Consider the following 14,074-nt stretch of genomic DNA (forward strand, 5'->3'; position numbering starts at 1 on the left):
CACGGTGAGGCGTGGGAATGAGGATCGCGATCATCACGCCGTCGAGGCTCAAACCCTCGACCCTGGCCGGAAAGGCCGGCCAGTACTTTTTGGAGCACGCGATCGCGAGCGCCAACGCCCAGGAGCTCGACCGGCCGGCGACGATCCACTTCTTCGTCGGGATCGACCCCGGGATCGAGATCCCGGCGCGGCTCGCCGCGCACCCGCAGACCACCTTCGCACGCGGCCCGCAGAGGGGCCAGATCCCCGCGCTGAACGCCGCCATTGCCGCCGTCGACGACAGCTGGGACCTCGTCGGCTTCCTCGAGGACGACGATCACTGGCTGCCGGCCTATCTGGGCTTCGCGCTGAGGGCCCTCGAGAGCTTCGATTTCGTCTCCTCGACGCAGCTCGAGACCGACGAGGCCGGCGAGGTGGTGCGGATCAACGACTTCGCGACGCCGTCGGGCTGGCTGATGCGGCGGACGACCTTCGCGCAGGTCGGCGCGATCAGCCCGGCCGCGAAGTGGCACTACGACAACGAGTGGCTCGGCCGCCTCGCCGAGACCGGCCTGCGCCGCGCCCACCTCGTCGAGGCGACGGCGCCCGTCACGCTGCAGGACGCGATCCAGGTCCGTCCGTGGCTCGCCAACGTCCTGCGCAACGGCGGCCCCAACGTGCAGCTCGTGCGGCACGGCTTCGTCCTGCCGCTGGTGTGCCGCCTCGTGCATCCGGGCTCCGGGACCTCGGATGTCGGCTCGGGCGGCACCTCCAAGGCCGAGAGCAACGCCGAGTACCAGCGGCTGGTCGACCGCTTCGGTCGCATCCCCTGGTGAAGGCGCCGGGTGGAGCACCCGACGCCCGCAGCCCCCCTGCCCGAGGCGGCCGACCTAGGCGGTCCGCCCCCGAGCCCGCCCCCGCAGCGCGTCCTGGAACGCGGCGAAGACCCGGCGCATCTGCGGGGCCTTGTAGGGGTACAGCTCCGCCGAATCCATGTCGTGGACGACCATCCCGGTATCGGCCTCGAAGACCAGCAGACGGCCGTCCGCGCTCTCGGCGCAGTCGATGATCAGGTAATCGAGGCCGATCCTGCGGTGGATCTCGGCGAACGCGGCGCGGTGGCGCTCGGCGAAGTCGGTGTCGAACGTGGCCATGGCGGCGGCCTCGACCTGCCGCTTCACCGGATCCTCCAGCATGCCGGCGTTGAGGTAGTGGATCATCCAGTGATCGCGGATGGCCATGTGGCAGAGGTAGGGCACACCGTCGATCAGTACGATGCGCAATTTCCGATAGAGGCCGTCGGGACCGCGGTAATCGCAGAACTGCGTGACGTAGAACGCCTCGGCCTCCGTCTGCGCGAGGTAGAGATGCAGGTCCTCCGACCGGTCGATCTTCTGGAGGTCGTTGCCGGCGTGCGTGTCCAGAGGGCGCACGAGGAGCGGGTATGTCGGTCCCTCGGCTCTGCGGGACGCCGCGGCGCTCAGGATGGAGCGGCTCACGCGGACGACCTCCGGCGCCAGGATCTCATCCGCCCCGCGGAGCGCGTCCGCGATCCCGTGGCGGGACGTCTTGAGGACGTGGCGCGGGTGATTGACGATCGGCCGCGTCCACTGGTCCGCCGCCGCCGCGAGGGCTTCCAGGAGCGGCTCGGCGGTCCGCGCGTAGGCGATGCCCGTGACGATGACGTCGTGCGCCGGCAGGTCGTGCGGGATCGGCTCGCCGGGGCGGAGATAGAGGTAGGTGAGGCCGAAATCGCCGTCGTTCAGCAGGAAGTCGATCGGCGTGTTGGCCATGAGATCGCCGGCCGTGACCAGGACGAGGACGCGAATCCGCGCCTGATCCGGGTTCGAGCGCAGCGAGAAGACCCGCTGTCCGTCCAGCACCTCTCTCTGGAGCGCGAGCCCCTCGGTGAAGCGGTGCTTCAGCAGCAGGATCGTCGCCATGTCCAGCGCCGTCCCGGCGTCGAGGGCGGAGTCTCCGCCCTCGGCGAGGATCTCGGCGGCCAGGGCGGCCATGTCGGCGCCCTCGAAGGCCGCCCGGATCAGGCGGGCCGGGCCGATCATCGGGTTCGGGTTGTCGATCCCCGCAACGTGCGCTTGCATCAGAGCCTCCGAGCCGTGGGGTCGCCGCAGCGATCCCGGAACCGCGATCAGGTGTTTCGAATCGCGCTCCGCGGCACGACGAACGCACTCTGACCGCACGGAGGTTTACGAAGCGCTAACCATGTTCTCGGTTCACCGGCGGCAGTCCCGGCCGCGACGCGGAGGCCGTGCACGCGCGTCAGGCGTGCCTCACTCGCGCCGCGGCGCGGCGCCCGCGCGCCGGAGAGCGTCGGCCAGCGCCCCGCCGGGGGCCTCACCCGGGCTCGGTCGGCTCCGCGGCGCGTCCTGCCGCGGCTCGGCCGTCCTCCGGGTCTGCTGGCCCGGCTCGACGGGATCGTCTAGCCGCAGCGACAGCGCGATGCGCTTGCGCGGGACGTCGACGCTGAGGACCAGCACCCGGACGACCTCGCCGATCCGGACGACCTCGGTGGGCGACGCGATCCGCCGCCGGGCCATCGCGGAGATGTGGACGAGCCCGTCCTGGTGGACGCCGATATCCACGAAGGCCCCGAAGGCCGCGACGTTGGTGACGACACCCTCGAGCTGCATCCCGGGCTTCAGGTCCCCGATTGTCTCGACGCCCTCCTGGAAGCGCGCCGTCTTGAATTCCGGCCGCGGGTCCCGCCCCGGCTTCTCGAGCTCGGCGATGATGTCGCGCACGGTCGGCAGGCCGAAGCGCGCGTCGACGAAGGGCTCCGGCGCGAGGCGGCCGAGGAGGGCGGCGTTGCCGAGCAGGACGTGGATATCGCTCTTCGTCGCCTGGAGGATGCGGCGGACCACCGGATAGGCTTCCGGGTGGACGCCAGACCCGTCGAGCGGGTCGTCACCGCCCTGGATGCGGAGGAAGCCGGCGGCCAGCTCGAAGGTCTTCGGGCCGAGCCCCGGGACCTTCTTGAGCGCCGCCCGCGTGCGGAACGGGCCCTGGGCGTCGCGGTGGGCGACGATCCGCGCCGCCATCGCGCCGCCGAGGCCGGAGACCTGCGCCAGCAGGGCCGGGGAGGCGGTGTTGACGTCCACCCCGACCGCGTTGACCGCGTCCTCCACCACCGCCGAGAGCGACCGCGACAGCTTCGCCTCGCTCACGTCGTGCTGGTACTGCCCGACGCCGATCGACTTGGGGTCGATCTTGACCAGTTCCGCCAGGGGATCCTGGAGGCGCCGAGCGATCGACGCGGCGCCGCGATGGGACACGTCGAGGTCGGGCAATTCCTTGGCGGCGATCTCGGAGGCCGAGTAGACCGAGGCGCCGGCCTCGGAGACCACGACCTTCGCCAGCGGCAGGTCCGGGTTCGCCGCGATGATCTCCGCGGCGAGGCGCTCGGTCTCGCGGGACGCGGTGCCGTTGCCGACAGCGAGAAGCTCCACGCCGTGCAGCCGGCAGAGCCGGCCGAGCGTCGCGACGGCCTCCCGCCAGCGCCGCTGCGGCTCGTGCGGGTAGGTCGTCTCCACCGCGACGACCCGCCCGGTCCGATCAGCTACCGCGACCTTCACGCCGTTCCGGTAGCCCGGATCGAGCCCCATCGTCGCCCGGCCGCCCGCCGGAGCGGCGAGGAGCAGGTCCTTGAGGTTCCCGGCGAAGACCGACACGGCCTCGTCCTCGGCCCGCTCGAACAGCCGGCCGCGCAGGTCCTGCTTGATCCCGGCCCGGATCTTCGTTCGCCAGGCCGTGCGCACCGTGTCGAGGAGCCAGGCATCGCCGGGACGCCCCCGCGCCGCGATCTCGAAGCGGCGGCAGATCGCCATCTCGAAGGGCCCGGGAAGGCCCGGCGCCGACTCCTCCCCCTCCGCGGCGAAGCCGACGTCGAGCACCTCTTCCCGCTCACCGCGGAAGATCGCCAGGATCCGGTGCGAGGGCATGCGCTCCAGCCGCTCGCTCCAGTCGAAGTAGTCCAAGAACTTCGCCCCCTCGTTCGCCTTGCCCTTGCGCACCTGCGAGACGAGCTGGCCGGTCCGCCAGTAATCCGCCCGCAGGCGCCCCACGAGGTCGGCATCCTCGCCGAAGCGCTCGATCAGGATGGCGCGGGCGCCCTCCAGCGCGGCCTCGGTGTCCGGCACGCCGCGCGCGTCCGACACGTAAGCGGTCGCGACCGCTTCGGGCGCGCGGTCGGGACGGCTCAGCAGGGCCTGGGCCAGCGGTTCGAGGCCGGCTTCGCGGGCGGATTGCGCCTTCGAGCGCCGCTTAGGCCGGAAGGGCAGGTACAGGTCCTCCAGCCGCGCCTTCGTGTCGGCGGCGTCGAGGGCCGCCGCCAGGGGCGGGGACATCTTGCCCTGGGCCGTGATGCTCGCGACGATCGCGGCGCGCCGCTCGTTGAGATCGCGCAGGTAGGACAGGCGCTCCTCCAGCCTGCGCAGCTGCGTGTCGTCGAGGCCGCCCGTATTCTCCTTCCGGTAGCGCGCGATGAACGGCACGGTCGCGCCGCCGTCGAGGAGCGCCACGGTGGCTGCGACCTGCGCCTCCCCGACACCGAGTTCCTCGGCGATCAGAGCGTTCACGGATTTCATGGGTTCTCCGACTGGAGTCGCGGCGACGGACGGGCTGCCTGGGTGGAGCGCCAAGCCGTCGGAAACAAGGCACCGGTCAGGGGCGCGGCTGCGCGTCCGCCCCGGCCTCCGCCTTCACGGCCCGGGCACAATCCAGGATGCGGTGCCGGGCATCGGGATCCTTGATCGAGAACCACAGGGTCAGCAATTCTTCGGTCATCGAACGGTCGTCCTGCGGGTCCGGATCGAAGAAGACGTCGACCGAACATCCGAGAGTCTCGGCCAGATCGCCGAGAAGGCGGCGCGACCGTTCGTTCGGGACTCTGCTGTGATCTGCCATCACGTCGATCCGCCTCGCAGCGCCACCGGGTGCTGCCGCCAGAATGCCCTCGACCCCGCCCGCAACGGGTCAGAGCATCGAGATCCAGACAATCCAGTCAAGTCCACGCGTCGCAGGACCGTCGCGGCGTCGGCAGCGCGGATGCCGCGGCGACTGTCACGGGGCCAGCGCAGTTCCTGGGGATAGCTGGCCGGCTGTCCGCTCATCCTGGCACGGATTTCGCACCCGATTGTTCAGGTCAGATCTCGATGGATAGCTGGCACGATGCTGAAGCATCGATCTCATCGCGCTCCGTCCGCGAAGACACTAGTCTTCAGCGGAAGTTCGCGGCGGCCGGCGCGCCTTGACGGTCGCGAAACAACGTCATCCGGATGTCACCCGCGGATGCAAGTCTTTCGCTCCGCATGTCCCGGACAGGGAGGCGCCCGTGCAATTCGAGATACGAGAGCGTAGCCGGTCGCTGTGGTCCTGGGTTCTTGTCAACGAGACTGACGAGCCCGTTCTCGAATCGCGACGCAGCTTCCCGTCCCGCGCCCAGGCCACGGCGGCGGCCCTGGCCTTCTCTCAGCTCGTCTCCCGTGCGGGGCGCAGCCTGGGCGGCGGCCCGCGTCAGGTCGGGTTCCTCTGACGGTAGCTTGCTCCGGTTCGGTGTCAGGTCGTCCGGATCCGGTGGCGCACGAGGCTCACGAGACTCGTGGCGGCGATGACGCAGCCGACGCCCATCGCGCCGAGGCAGCTGATGGTGCGGATCGGCTCGCCGCGGGCCAGGACGATGGCCACCGCGAGCGGCAGGAGCAGGAACACGAACAGGAGGGTCATGACCGGATCCGAATGACGATGCGCGAATCTAGGACCCGAATGGTTAATCACTTCTCACGTCTCGGTCCGGCTGGCGGCCTCGGTGGACCTCGCGATCCGGCCGCACCGACACGTCTCCGCGAGCGGCGCTGAGCGATCTCGGGCGCGCGCCGCGACCCGTCACTTAGCGGGCGGACGGACCGCGATCACCGTTCGCGTCCGTCGAGGCGGACGAGACGGTCGACCAGGGCCCGGTCGTGCAGGAGCGCCATCCGCTCTTTCGGCGAGAGCCACGCCTGCGCCTCCGCCACCGTCTCGGCCTCGCAGATCTTGGCGGTGGCCAGGGTCTGGTCCGGATCGATCGCGCCCCGGGGCCGCCGCTGTCCGAGGGGCAGCATCCGCGTGTGGTCACGCGCGAGGTCGGGATCGGCGTGTAGGGCCGCAAGGGCATCCGTCTCGTCGAACCCGTGCTCCGCGTTGCGGGCCGCGAGGGACGCGGCGCGGACCGCGATCTCCGGCGGGGTAGCCTCTTCCGGCGTAGCGAGGAGCAGGCGTCGCTTGAGCGCCAGGCCGAGCCCGAGCTGGCCGCTCGCCCAGGAGATCGGGATCGCCAGTACGAGACCCAGGATCGTCGGGCTCATCCAGAGGAACAGCGAGGTGGCGATCGCGAAGGCGGCGACGCCCGCCACCAGCCCCAGCAGCGTGTGCCAGCGATGGCGGACGACGATGTCGCGCAGCGGGATCGAGCCGTCGTCCCGCCGCTGCGGGTTCCATCCCGTGTCCCGTCCGAGCAGGATGCCCATCACGGAGCCCGACTGGATCACCATCGCCACCGGCGCCACCAGGGCGGATAGCAGGATCTCGACGAGGCTCGACAGGACGAGCCGTCCGGCGCCGCCGCAGGCGCGCCGCACCGGGCCGTCCAGCAGCGCCAGGATCAGGCCGAGGAACTTGGGTGCCAGCAGCACCGCCATGGTCAGGCCGAACAGCTGGAGCGCGCGGACCGGATCGAAGCGCGGGAAGACCGGCGAGAAGCCGGCGCCGCCGAAATAGTCCGGCCGCTCCGTGGCCGTCTGAAGCACCAGCAGGATACCGACCACCAGCTGCAGCAGCCACAGCGGTGAGGCGAGGTAGCCGGCGATGCCGGTGGCGAAGTGCTGCCGCGTCGCGGGATGCAGCCCGGCGGCGCCGATCACCCGCGCGTGCTGAAGATTGCCCTGCGCCCAGCGCCGGTCGCGCACCGCCACGTCGATCAGCGAGGGCGGGCTCTCCTCGTACGAGCCTGGCAGGCGATGGAGCATGTACACCGCCCAGCCCGCCCGGCGGATCAGGGCCGCCTCGACGAAGTCGTGGGATAGGATGTGTCCGCCGAAAGGCGGTTTCCCGGGCAGGTCCGGAAGGCCGCAGGAATCCGCGAAGGCGCGGGTCCGGATGATCGCGTTGTGACCCCAGTAGTTGCCGTCCCGGCCCGACCACGCGGCGAGGCCGGCGGCGATCACCGGGCCGTAGATCCGGGCCGCGAATTGCTGGAGCCGGGCGAACAGGGTGTTGCGGTTGATGATCAGCGGCAGCGTCTGGATGATCCCGGCGTCCGGGTCCGCCTCCATGGCGGCCGCGAGCGCCACGACGGCAGATCCGCTCATCAGGCTGTCGGCGTCCAGCACGAGCATGTGGTCGTAGCGCCCGCCCCAGCGGGTGACGAAATCGCCGATGTTCCCGGCCTTGCGGTGATGGTTCTTCGGCCGGTGCCGGTAGTAGAGCCGGGCCTCGGGGCCGAGCCGGCCGCGCAGGTCGAGATAGGCCCGCTCCTCGGCGATCCAGGCATCGGGCTGGGTGGAGTCCGACAGGACGAACCAGTCGAAATGATCGCCCAGCCCGGTCGCCTCGACCGCCTCGCGCATGGCCTCGATGCCCGCGAAGGTGCGGGCTGTCGCCTCGTTGTAGACGGGCATCAGGATCGCGGTCCGCGTGCGCAGCGCGGCCGGGTTCGGCGCCGGCCGGGACCGGCGCAGCAGCGTCGCGAAGCCGAGCACCGCGCTGGTGAAGGCGAGCGCGATCCACGAGAAGGTCAGGCAGAACAGGACGACCAGCACGAGCTGGAGCGCGGTCGGGCTGCCCGAGACCGACACGGTCTCCACCATCTGCCAGCCGCCGAAGGCCGTGAGCGCCAGGGCACCGCCGAACACCAGGACCCGCTCAGGCCAGGGCGTCCGGACCCGGCGCTCCGGCCGGTGACCGAGCCCCGGATCCCAGCGCGCCAGATCCTGGACGGGCATCGACAGGGGTGCCTCGGGCGGCAGATAACGGCCGCCGTCGGTCACGGTCTCGCGCCCGGAACCGGCGTCCGTCGCTGGCGGCAACATCATGGTCTCGTCCAGTCGCACGGGGGAGGCCGTTCCTCAGCAATCGGGTCGGGGTTCAGGGTGTCCAGCGAAACAGCCAGGTTTCGCTGGCCCGGGCCTGGCCGCGCCGGAGCGCGAGACGCAGCTCGCTCGCGCGCTCGCTCCCCGGATCGAGCTCGAACAGGATCCGCAGCGTCTTACGATCGGGGTACCGAAACCGTTCCTGGCGCGTGATCGTCCCGGCCGAGGAGCCGAGGTCGACGTCGATGTCGCCGGGCTGGAACAGCGCGTCGCCCTCGAAATCGACGGCGAAGAGGCGGCGGTTCCCCGTGCTGCCGTGGCCGCAGCGGCTGTCGCGCACCCGGGCGATCTCCGGCGGCAGCGGGTCCGGCCAGCCCTTGGACCAGTGCTGCCGGCACTGGAAGCGCATCTCCGCGCCCTTCGCGAGCTTCGCCTTGGGCCGCCAGTAGGCGAACACGTTCTCGTTGAGCTCGGAATCGCTCGGGATCTCCAGCAGCGTGACCGCGCCCTCGTTCCAGTCGTCGAGGGGCTCCAGCCAGAGGGACGGTCGCTGCTCCCAGTGGCGCCGGTCGTCCTCGAAATCGTCGTAGGCGCGGGCGCGCTGCATGAGGCCGAAGCCCTTGGGCCCGCGATCCACGAAGGCCGAGACCTGCAGCGCCTCGGGATTGTGAACCGGGCGCCAGATCGGCTCGCCGTAGCCGTTGTGGATCGCCAGGCCCTCCACCGAGAAGGCCGCGGCGCGCAGGTCGTCCACGCGGTTCCGGTCGAGGGGCCCGAACAGGTAGCTGCCCTGCATGCCGCCGAGACCGATATGGTCGAGTTCGGCGCGGGCGAAGACCGTCCCGTCGATCTGCGCCGTGGAGACGTCGCGGCCCGGCGTCAGCGTGATCTTGAACGCCGCGGTCGCCGATTCCGATTCCGCGAGGGCGTGGACGATGACCGGCTGGCCCGCCCGCGGCGCCTCGACGAACAGGGCCCGGAACAGCGGGAATTCCTCGCCGCGGGAATCCGCCGGCCGCAGGGCGAGCGCCCGGGCGTTGATGCCGAAATCCTGGCCCTCGGCGACGAGGCGGAAGAACGAGGCGCCCTGGAACAGGGCGAAGTTCGACAGCCCGTCGGCACCGTCGAACCGGGCGCGCAGGCGGAAGCCCGAGAAGGCGGTGTCGGCGGTCAGGTCGGGCAGGTCGAGGCCCGGCGCCGCGATGGCGGACTTGTCGTACCCGACCGGCTGCACCACGCCGTTCTCCACGACGAATAGCGACACCGGCGTCTCGAAGATCGAGCCGCGCAGCAGCGGCTCCAGGACGTAGCCGGTATTCCGGTCGGCCCAGACCGCGCGGCCCTCCGCGGGACGGATCGCCTCGTAGGCCTCGCGGGAGAGGTTCTTGAGAACCGTCGGCACGTCGCCGGTCTTCGGGGCGGCGTAGGGGGCGGCGGCCCGGGCGCGGGCGAGGTCGGTCAGCGTGCCCGCCGCGAATGCCTCGCCGGCGCCGGGCAGGGGCGGGGCCTTCTCCGGGTCGGCCGCCCGCGCGGCTGCCGGGAGCAGGCCCGCGGCAGCGCCGAGCGCGCCCCCCAGGACGGCGCGGCGTGTCGCGGTGGCGGAGAATCCGGGATCGATCATCATGCAGGCGGTCGTCTCACGTCGCAAGGCAAGGTGCGGGAGGCCCCGTGTATACGGACAGGCCGGCTGAACCCAGCGTTAAGCAAGCGCTTGAACCGCAAGGGGCTCCGTTGACTTAACCCGAGCCGGCTCTCTAATTCGGCCGACTGCATCGGAACGGGGGAGGCAGCATGGGATCGTTGCGAGTGACTGGCCACGGCGTGGATCTCGGCGAGAGTCTGCGCGGCCGCGTCGAGGAACGGATGTCGGCGATCCAGGCGAAGTATCTCGACTCGCACATGCACGATTCCTGCAACGGCCACGTCACGCTCCGGCGCGACGGCACAGCCTTCCGGACGGATTGCGTCCTGCACCTCGTCTCCGGCCTGACGATCGAGGCCAACGGCTTCGCGCACGACGCGCGGTCGAGCTTCGAGCAGACCGCGGAGCGTCTGGAGACCCGTCTGCGGCGCTACAAGCACAAGCTGAAGCAGCACGCGACGGGCCCGGGGGACGACGCGGCAGTCGAGGCCGCCTACGCGGTGTTCGCCGCCCCGGAGGTGGAGGAGGACGACGCCGCCGAGGGCGACGCCCACCCGCCGATCGTCGCCGAGAGCACCAAGACCCTCCAGCGCCGCACCATCGGCGAAGCGGTGACGGCCCTCGACATGACGGGATCCCCAGTGGTTGTGTTCGTCCACGCTGGCACCGGCCGCGTCAACGTCGTATATCGGCGGAGCGACGGAGCGATCGGCTGGGTGGACCCGCCGAACGCCACCGAGTGACGCCGCGGGTCGGGAGGAACGGAGCCGGAACCGGCTGGTTTCCCCGCTTATTGAATCTGGTGGGGGCGCGGCCGGAACGGTCGTCGATGCCCCTGCGACGAGGCCCGCTTCCTCGCGAACGGGCGACGGGGCAACGGTCGTTCGATGCCAGTTCTGGAATTCCTCGACCCCGACTCGGTCGTGCCGGCCCTGCGCGCCCGCGCCAAGAAGCAGGTGCTGCAAGACCTCGCCGCGCAGGCTGCGCGGCGCCTGCCCGCCCTCGGTGAGCGCCCCGTCTTCGACACGCTGCTCCAGCGCGAGCGGCTCGGGTCGACCGGCATCGGCGACGGCGTGGCGATCCCGCACGGCAAGCTGCCCGGTCTCGACCGTCTCTTCGGGCTGTTCGCGCGCTTCGACCGGCCGGTGGACTTCGAGGCGCTCGACGGGCAGCCCGTGGACATCGCCTTCCTGCTGCTCGCGCCCGAGGGCGCCGGCGCCGATCACCTGAAGGCCCTCGCGCAGGTCGCCCGCATCCTGCGCGAGCCGGGCATGCTCGCGCATATCCGCGCCGCCCGGGACGCCGGCGCGCTCTACGCGCTCCTGACGCGCTCGACGGCACCGCAGGCCGCGTGATGATCCAGAGCTTCCGAACGGCCGCCGCCCTGACCCTCGCGGCCGGCATCTCCGGCGCCGCCGCCCAGGGCGAGACCACCTGCGCGCGCGACGTCCTGGTGGCGCAGTCGATGCAGCGCCAGGCCCTCGAGCAGCTCGAGCAGGCGGACGGGGACGACGCCAAGAACTGCCGCGTCTGGCGGCGCCACGTGGAGACGATGCGCCGCGTGGCGAGCGTCTACGGTCGCTGCCTGTCCGGTTCGGAGCGCGGCGAGCGCCTCGCCCAGGTCCAGGGGTCGGACCGCGAGTTCTCGGCCGCGATCAAGGCCCGCTGCAAGGGGCTGTAGGGGCGGGGGTGGCGCGCGCCGCGCCCTCAATCCACGCCGCGGAGCATGAGCGGCTCGGCCACCATCTTCACCGGCTTGCCGCGCCCGATCAGGATCGCCGCGCGGGAGCGTTCGGGATCCGCCTCGAAGCGCGTGCGGACCCAGCTGACCAGGAACTTCATGTATTCCGAGGCCAGGAGGCGCGCGGCCGGCGGGTTCTTCCACCAGCGATCGGCATCGAAGGCCTCGCTCACGACCGGATGCGGCAGGACGCGGTCGCTGTCCTGGAGGGCGTGGTCGAGTTCGACCAGCGTCCGCGGCATGTGGTAGTTCGAGGTCACGACCGCGACGGTGCTGAACCGGTGCGCGCGCATCCAGCGGCGCGTCTCGATGGCGTTCCCGATCGTGTTGCGCGCCCGGTAGTCGAGATCCACGCAGCAGGCGATCAGGGCGCGCTGGGTCGGGTTCAGCCGGGCGATCTCGTCGCGGCTGGTCCGCTCGTTGACCCCGGTGATGAGCAGGCGCCGCCCGTAGCCGCCCGCGAGCAGGTCGATCGCGTCGCCGATCCGCTGGGCACCGCCGGTCAGCGCGACGATCCCGTCGGCCCGGTCGGTCGGCGTCCGCTCCTGGCGGGCGAGCGCGCCGACGAACACGAGAAAGCCCGCGAACAGGGCCAGCATCCCGAGCCCGGCGCCGAGGCCGCAGGTCCAGAGCGCGATCCGCCGCCGGTCGCGCGGGCGCGCGGCGGCGCGGCGCGGGAGACCCCACTCGTGCCAGGCCCAGCCGACAACGTCGGTCGAGGGCGGATCCGATGCGCGCAGCATACGCGTGGTCATCCTCCGGAGAATCGGCGCCGATTGCGGCGGCTCGGAGGCCGGCGCGGTCGGCTGTTTCCACACCGCAACGATAAAGTTTCCAGATGGTAAACGCGCTCGGAAGACCCCCTATTTCCACGTCTTCGTGACGCAGCAGGGATCAGGCCAGGAAGCGCCGCACGGTCACGCGCGAGACGACGCCCGTGACGAGGGACGCGATCACGCCGATCAGGATCACGCTGGCGTAGCCGCGCAGGCCGATATGGAACGCGCCGAACAGCGCCTCGACCTCCTGACCGGCCGGTCCGGAGCGCGCGGCCCGGGCGAGGAGCCCGGCGATCACGAAGGCCACGAGGGCCAGACCGGCGCCGATCGCGCCGCCGCGCAGGCCCAGGCCGAAGAACCGCCGCTGGAACGCGCGGGCGATGTAGTCGTCGTCGGCGCCGACGAAATGCAGCACTTCCACCACCTCGCGGTTGCTCGCCATGGCGCCGCGTGTCGCGAAGGTCACCGCGAGGCCGGTGGCGATCAGGACGAGCAGCACGAGCCCGATCCCGATCCCGACGAAGGCGTTGGCGGCGGTCGAGAGCCGCTGCAGCCAGAGGGCGTGGTCGTCGAGGCTGGCGACGCCCGGCAGCGCCTCGACGAGGCGTGATCGCAGCCGCTTCAGGTCGGCCGCCTGGCTGCTGGAGAGCTTGAGGGCGATGAGCCGCGGCACCGGCAGGTCGGACAGGTCGAGCCCGGTCCCGAGCCACGGCTCGAGCAGGCGCTCCGCCTCGGCCTTGCTGAACACCCGCGTCTCCGCGATCCCGGGTTCGGCCTTGGCGATGCCGTCGGCGCGCGCGACGTCGGCGTCGACGTCGCGGCCGGGACCGGGCCGGACCTGGATCGTGACCTCCCGCGCCACGTCGCCCTGCCACTGGGCGGCGTTGGTCGCGACCATCTCGGCCGCGCCCGCGCAGAGGCCGGCGAGGAAGGTGAGGATCGCGATGACCGCCGCGAGGGAGCGCCCCGCCGCCGTGTCGGTGGGCACCAGCGGCGCGTTGCGGCGCAGGTTGGCCGGCATCGACGGGTCGGGCGGCACGGCCGATCCACCGGCCTTCGTCCGCGGCATCGCCTGAGTGCTCATTCCTCGATCCGCAGCCGGCCTTCGCCCAGGACCATCCGGCGGGCATCGACGGCGTCCATGATGCCGAAATCGTGGGTGGCGATGATGACCGAGGTCCCGAGCTTGTTCAGCTCCAGGAACAGGCGCAGCAGCCGCCGCCCGAGGCCCGGATCGACGTTGCCGGTCGGCTCGTCCGCGAGCAGCAGGTCGGGCCGCGCGATCAGCGCGCGGGCGATGGCCGCGCGCTGCTTCTCGCCGCCCGAGAGCAGCGGGGGCAGGGCGTGCATGCGCTCGCCGAGGCCAACCCAGCGCAGCAGTTCCACCACCTCGGCCCGGTAGCTGGCCTCGGCCCGGCCCTGGACGCGCAGGGGCAGGGCGACGTTCTCGTAGGTGGTCAGGTGGTCGAGGAGCCGGAAATCCTGGAACACCACGCCCATCCGGCGCCGGAGCCCGGTCAGCGCCTTCGCGGAGATGTCGCTCACCTCCTCACCGAAGATCGAGACGAGCCCGCGGGTCGGCCGCACCGACAGAAGGATCAGGCGCAGCAGCGTCGTCTTCCCGGCGCCGGACGGGCCGGTCAGGAACTGGAAGGAGCGCGGCGCGATGCGGAAGCTCACGTCGGACAGCACCTCCGGCCCGAGGCCGTAGCGCATGCCAACATTCTCGAACTGCACCACCGGCCGCTCCGCGCCGGGCAGCAGGCTCTTCATGCTCGCCTGTAGGTTCAAAGCCGTGCCGTATCTCGTCTGTCCGTCCCTCGGGAATCGCCGGAGCGGCGGGCGTTTT

General features: G+C 71.4%; 14 protein-coding genes. 5 read left to right on the plus strand and 9 right to left on the minus strand.

The window, feature by feature from the left end; all coding sequences use genetic code 11:
- Positions 1-17 precede the first annotated feature (17 nt).
- The gene (locus H288_RS0115995; protein WP_020093586.1) at positions 18-815 is read left to right on the plus strand and encodes a hypothetical protein; all 798 of its coding nucleotides are present in this window, start codon (positions 18-20) and stop codon (positions 813-815) included.
- Between the two features lie 54 nt (positions 816-869).
- On the opposite strand, the gene H288_RS0116000 is transcribed toward H288_RS0115995, so the two are convergent.
- From H288_RS0116000 to H288_RS0116010, 3 genes are all read right to left on the minus strand, one after another.
- Complete coding sequence (locus H288_RS0116000; protein ID WP_020093587.1) at positions 870-2,081, minus strand: hypothetical protein; 1,212 nt, start codon at positions 2,079-2,081, stop codon at positions 870-872.
- Positions 2,082-2,270: 189 nt separating this feature from the next.
- On the minus strand, positions 2,271-4,583 hold the full coding sequence (locus tag H288_RS0116005; RefSeq protein ID WP_020093588.1) for a Tex family protein: 2,313 nt from the start codon (positions 4,581-4,583) through the stop codon (positions 2,271-2,273).
- A 76-nt stretch (positions 4,584-4,659) separates the two neighbouring features.
- Complete coding sequence (locus H288_RS0116010) at positions 4,660-4,902, minus strand: hypothetical protein (RefSeq protein ID WP_020093589.1); 243 nt, start codon at positions 4,900-4,902, stop codon at positions 4,660-4,662.
- Positions 4,903-5,329: 427 nt separating this feature from the next.
- Here H288_RS0116010 and H288_RS35955 point away from each other — a divergent pair, with 427 nt between their 5' ends.
- The gene (locus H288_RS35955) at positions 5,330-5,530 is read left to right on the plus strand and encodes a hypothetical protein (RefSeq protein ID WP_020093590.1); all 201 of its coding nucleotides are present in this window, start codon (positions 5,330-5,332) and stop codon (positions 5,528-5,530) included.
- A gap of 23 nt (positions 5,531-5,553) precedes the next feature.
- On the opposite strand, the gene H288_RS35655 is transcribed toward H288_RS35955, so the two are convergent.
- The 3 genes from H288_RS35655 to H288_RS0116030 form a co-directional block, all read right to left on the minus strand.
- Entirely contained in the window at positions 5,554-5,721 is a 168-nt protein-coding gene (locus H288_RS35655; RefSeq protein WP_020093591.1) for a hypothetical protein, read from the minus strand.
- A gap of 185 nt (positions 5,722-5,906) precedes the next feature.
- Positions 5,907-8,066 (minus strand): glucans biosynthesis glucosyltransferase MdoH, encoded by a 2,160-nt coding sequence (gene mdoH / locus H288_RS0116025; protein ID WP_199778769.1) that lies wholly within the window; start codon positions 8,064-8,066, stop codon positions 5,907-5,909.
- 52 nt (positions 8,067-8,118) lie between these two features.
- Entirely contained in the window at positions 8,119-9,687 is a 1,569-nt protein-coding gene (locus H288_RS0116030; RefSeq protein WP_020093593.1) for a glucan biosynthesis protein D, read from the minus strand.
- A gap of 167 nt (positions 9,688-9,854) precedes the next feature.
- On the opposite strand from H288_RS0116030, the gene H288_RS0116035 reads away from it, so the two are divergent.
- From H288_RS0116035 to H288_RS0116045, 3 genes are all read left to right on the plus strand, one after another.
- The gene (locus H288_RS0116035; protein WP_026605000.1) at positions 9,855-10,448 is read left to right on the plus strand and encodes an HPF/RaiA family ribosome-associated protein; all 594 of its coding nucleotides are present in this window, start codon (positions 9,855-9,857) and stop codon (positions 10,446-10,448) included.
- Between the two features lie 144 nt (positions 10,449-10,592).
- On the plus strand, positions 10,593-11,060 hold the full coding sequence (ptsN, locus tag H288_RS0116040; RefSeq protein ID WP_020093595.1) for a PTS IIA-like nitrogen regulatory protein PtsN: 468 nt from the start codon (positions 10,593-10,595) through the stop codon (positions 11,058-11,060).
- The gene (locus H288_RS0116045; RefSeq protein ID WP_020093596.1) at positions 11,060-11,386 is read left to right on the plus strand and encodes a hypothetical protein; all 327 of its coding nucleotides are present in this window, start codon (positions 11,060-11,062) and stop codon (positions 11,384-11,386) included. Before ptsN ends, H288_RS0116045 begins: the two co-directional genes overlap by 1 nt.
- 26 nt (positions 11,387-11,412) lie before the next feature.
- Here H288_RS0116045 and H288_RS0116050 read toward each other — a convergent pair whose 3' ends face one another.
- The 3 genes from H288_RS0116050 to ftsE all read right to left on the minus strand — a co-directional run bounded on the left by H288_RS0116050 (position 11,413) and on the right by ftsE (position 13,998).
- The gene (locus tag H288_RS0116050) at positions 11,413-12,189 is read right to left on the minus strand and encodes a YdcF family protein (RefSeq protein ID WP_020093597.1); all 777 of its coding nucleotides are present in this window, start codon (positions 12,187-12,189) and stop codon (positions 11,413-11,415) included.
- A gap of 151 nt (positions 12,190-12,340) precedes the next feature.
- A complete protein-coding gene (locus tag H288_RS0116055; protein ID WP_020093598.1) occupies positions 12,341-13,309 on the minus strand; it encodes an ABC transporter permease in 969 nt (322 codons plus the stop codon).
- Positions 13,306-13,998 carry a cell division ATP-binding protein FtsE gene (gene ftsE, locus H288_RS0116060; protein ID WP_020093599.1) on the minus strand — a complete coding sequence of 231 codons (693 nt, stop codon included), beginning with the start codon at positions 13,996-13,998 and terminating at the stop codon, positions 13,306-13,308. The genes H288_RS0116055 and ftsE overlap by 4 nt, the downstream gene beginning before the upstream one ends.
- Between the last annotated feature and the right edge of the window lie 76 nt (positions 13,999-14,074).

It is taken from the genome of Methylobacterium sp. 285MFTsu5.1 (genome assembly GCF_000383455.1).
In the GTDB taxonomy this organism is placed as follows: domain Bacteria; phylum Pseudomonadota; class Alphaproteobacteria; order Rhizobiales; family Beijerinckiaceae; genus Methylobacterium.

Excerpts from the sequence above, each read along its gene's own strand:
- H288_RS0116055 (WP_020093598.1), bottom strand. The coding sequence starts at position 13,309 with ATGAGCACTCAGGCGATGCCGCGGACGAAGGCCGGTGGATCGGCCGTG.
- H288_RS0116045 (WP_020093596.1), top strand. The coding sequence starts at position 11,060 with ATGATCCAGAGCTTCCGAACGGCCGCCGCCCTGACCCTCGCGGCCGGC.
- H288_RS0116000 (WP_020093587.1), bottom strand. The coding sequence starts at position 2,081 with ATGCAAGCGCACGTTGCGGGGATCGACAACCCGAACCCGATGATCGGC.
- H288_RS0116030 (WP_020093593.1), bottom strand. The coding sequence starts at position 9,687 with ATGATGATCGATCCCGGATTCTCCGCCACCGCGACACGCCGCGCCGTC.
- H288_RS0116005 (WP_020093588.1), bottom strand. The coding sequence starts at position 4,583 with ATGAAATCCGTGAACGCTCTGATCGCCGAGGAACTCGGTGTCGGGGAG.
- mdoH (WP_199778769.1), bottom strand. The coding sequence starts at position 8,066 with ATGATGTTGCCGCCAGCGACGGACGCCGGTTCCGGGCGCGAGACCGTG.
- H288_RS0116050 (WP_020093597.1), bottom strand. The coding sequence starts at position 12,189 with ATGCTGCGCGCATCGGATCCGCCCTCGACCGACGTTGTCGGCTGGGCC.
- H288_RS0116035 (WP_026605000.1), top strand. The coding sequence starts at position 9,855 with ATGGGATCGTTGCGAGTGACTGGCCACGGCGTGGATCTCGGCGAGAGT.
- H288_RS35655 (WP_020093591.1), bottom strand. The coding sequence starts at position 5,721 with ATGACCCTCCTGTTCGTGTTCCTGCTCCTGCCGCTCGCGGTGGCCATC.
- H288_RS0116010 (WP_020093589.1), bottom strand. The coding sequence starts at position 4,902 with ATGGCAGATCACAGCAGAGTCCCGAACGAACGGTCGCGCCGCCTTCTC.
- H288_RS0115995 (WP_020093586.1), top strand. The coding sequence starts at position 18 with ATGAGGATCGCGATCATCACGCCGTCGAGGCTCAAACCCTCGACCCTG.
- ptsN (WP_020093595.1), top strand. The coding sequence starts at position 10,593 with ATGCCAGTTCTGGAATTCCTCGACCCCGACTCGGTCGTGCCGGCCCTG.
- ftsE (WP_020093599.1), bottom strand. The coding sequence starts at position 13,998 with ATGAAGAGCCTGCTGCCCGGCGCGGAGCGGCCGGTGGTGCAGTTCGAG.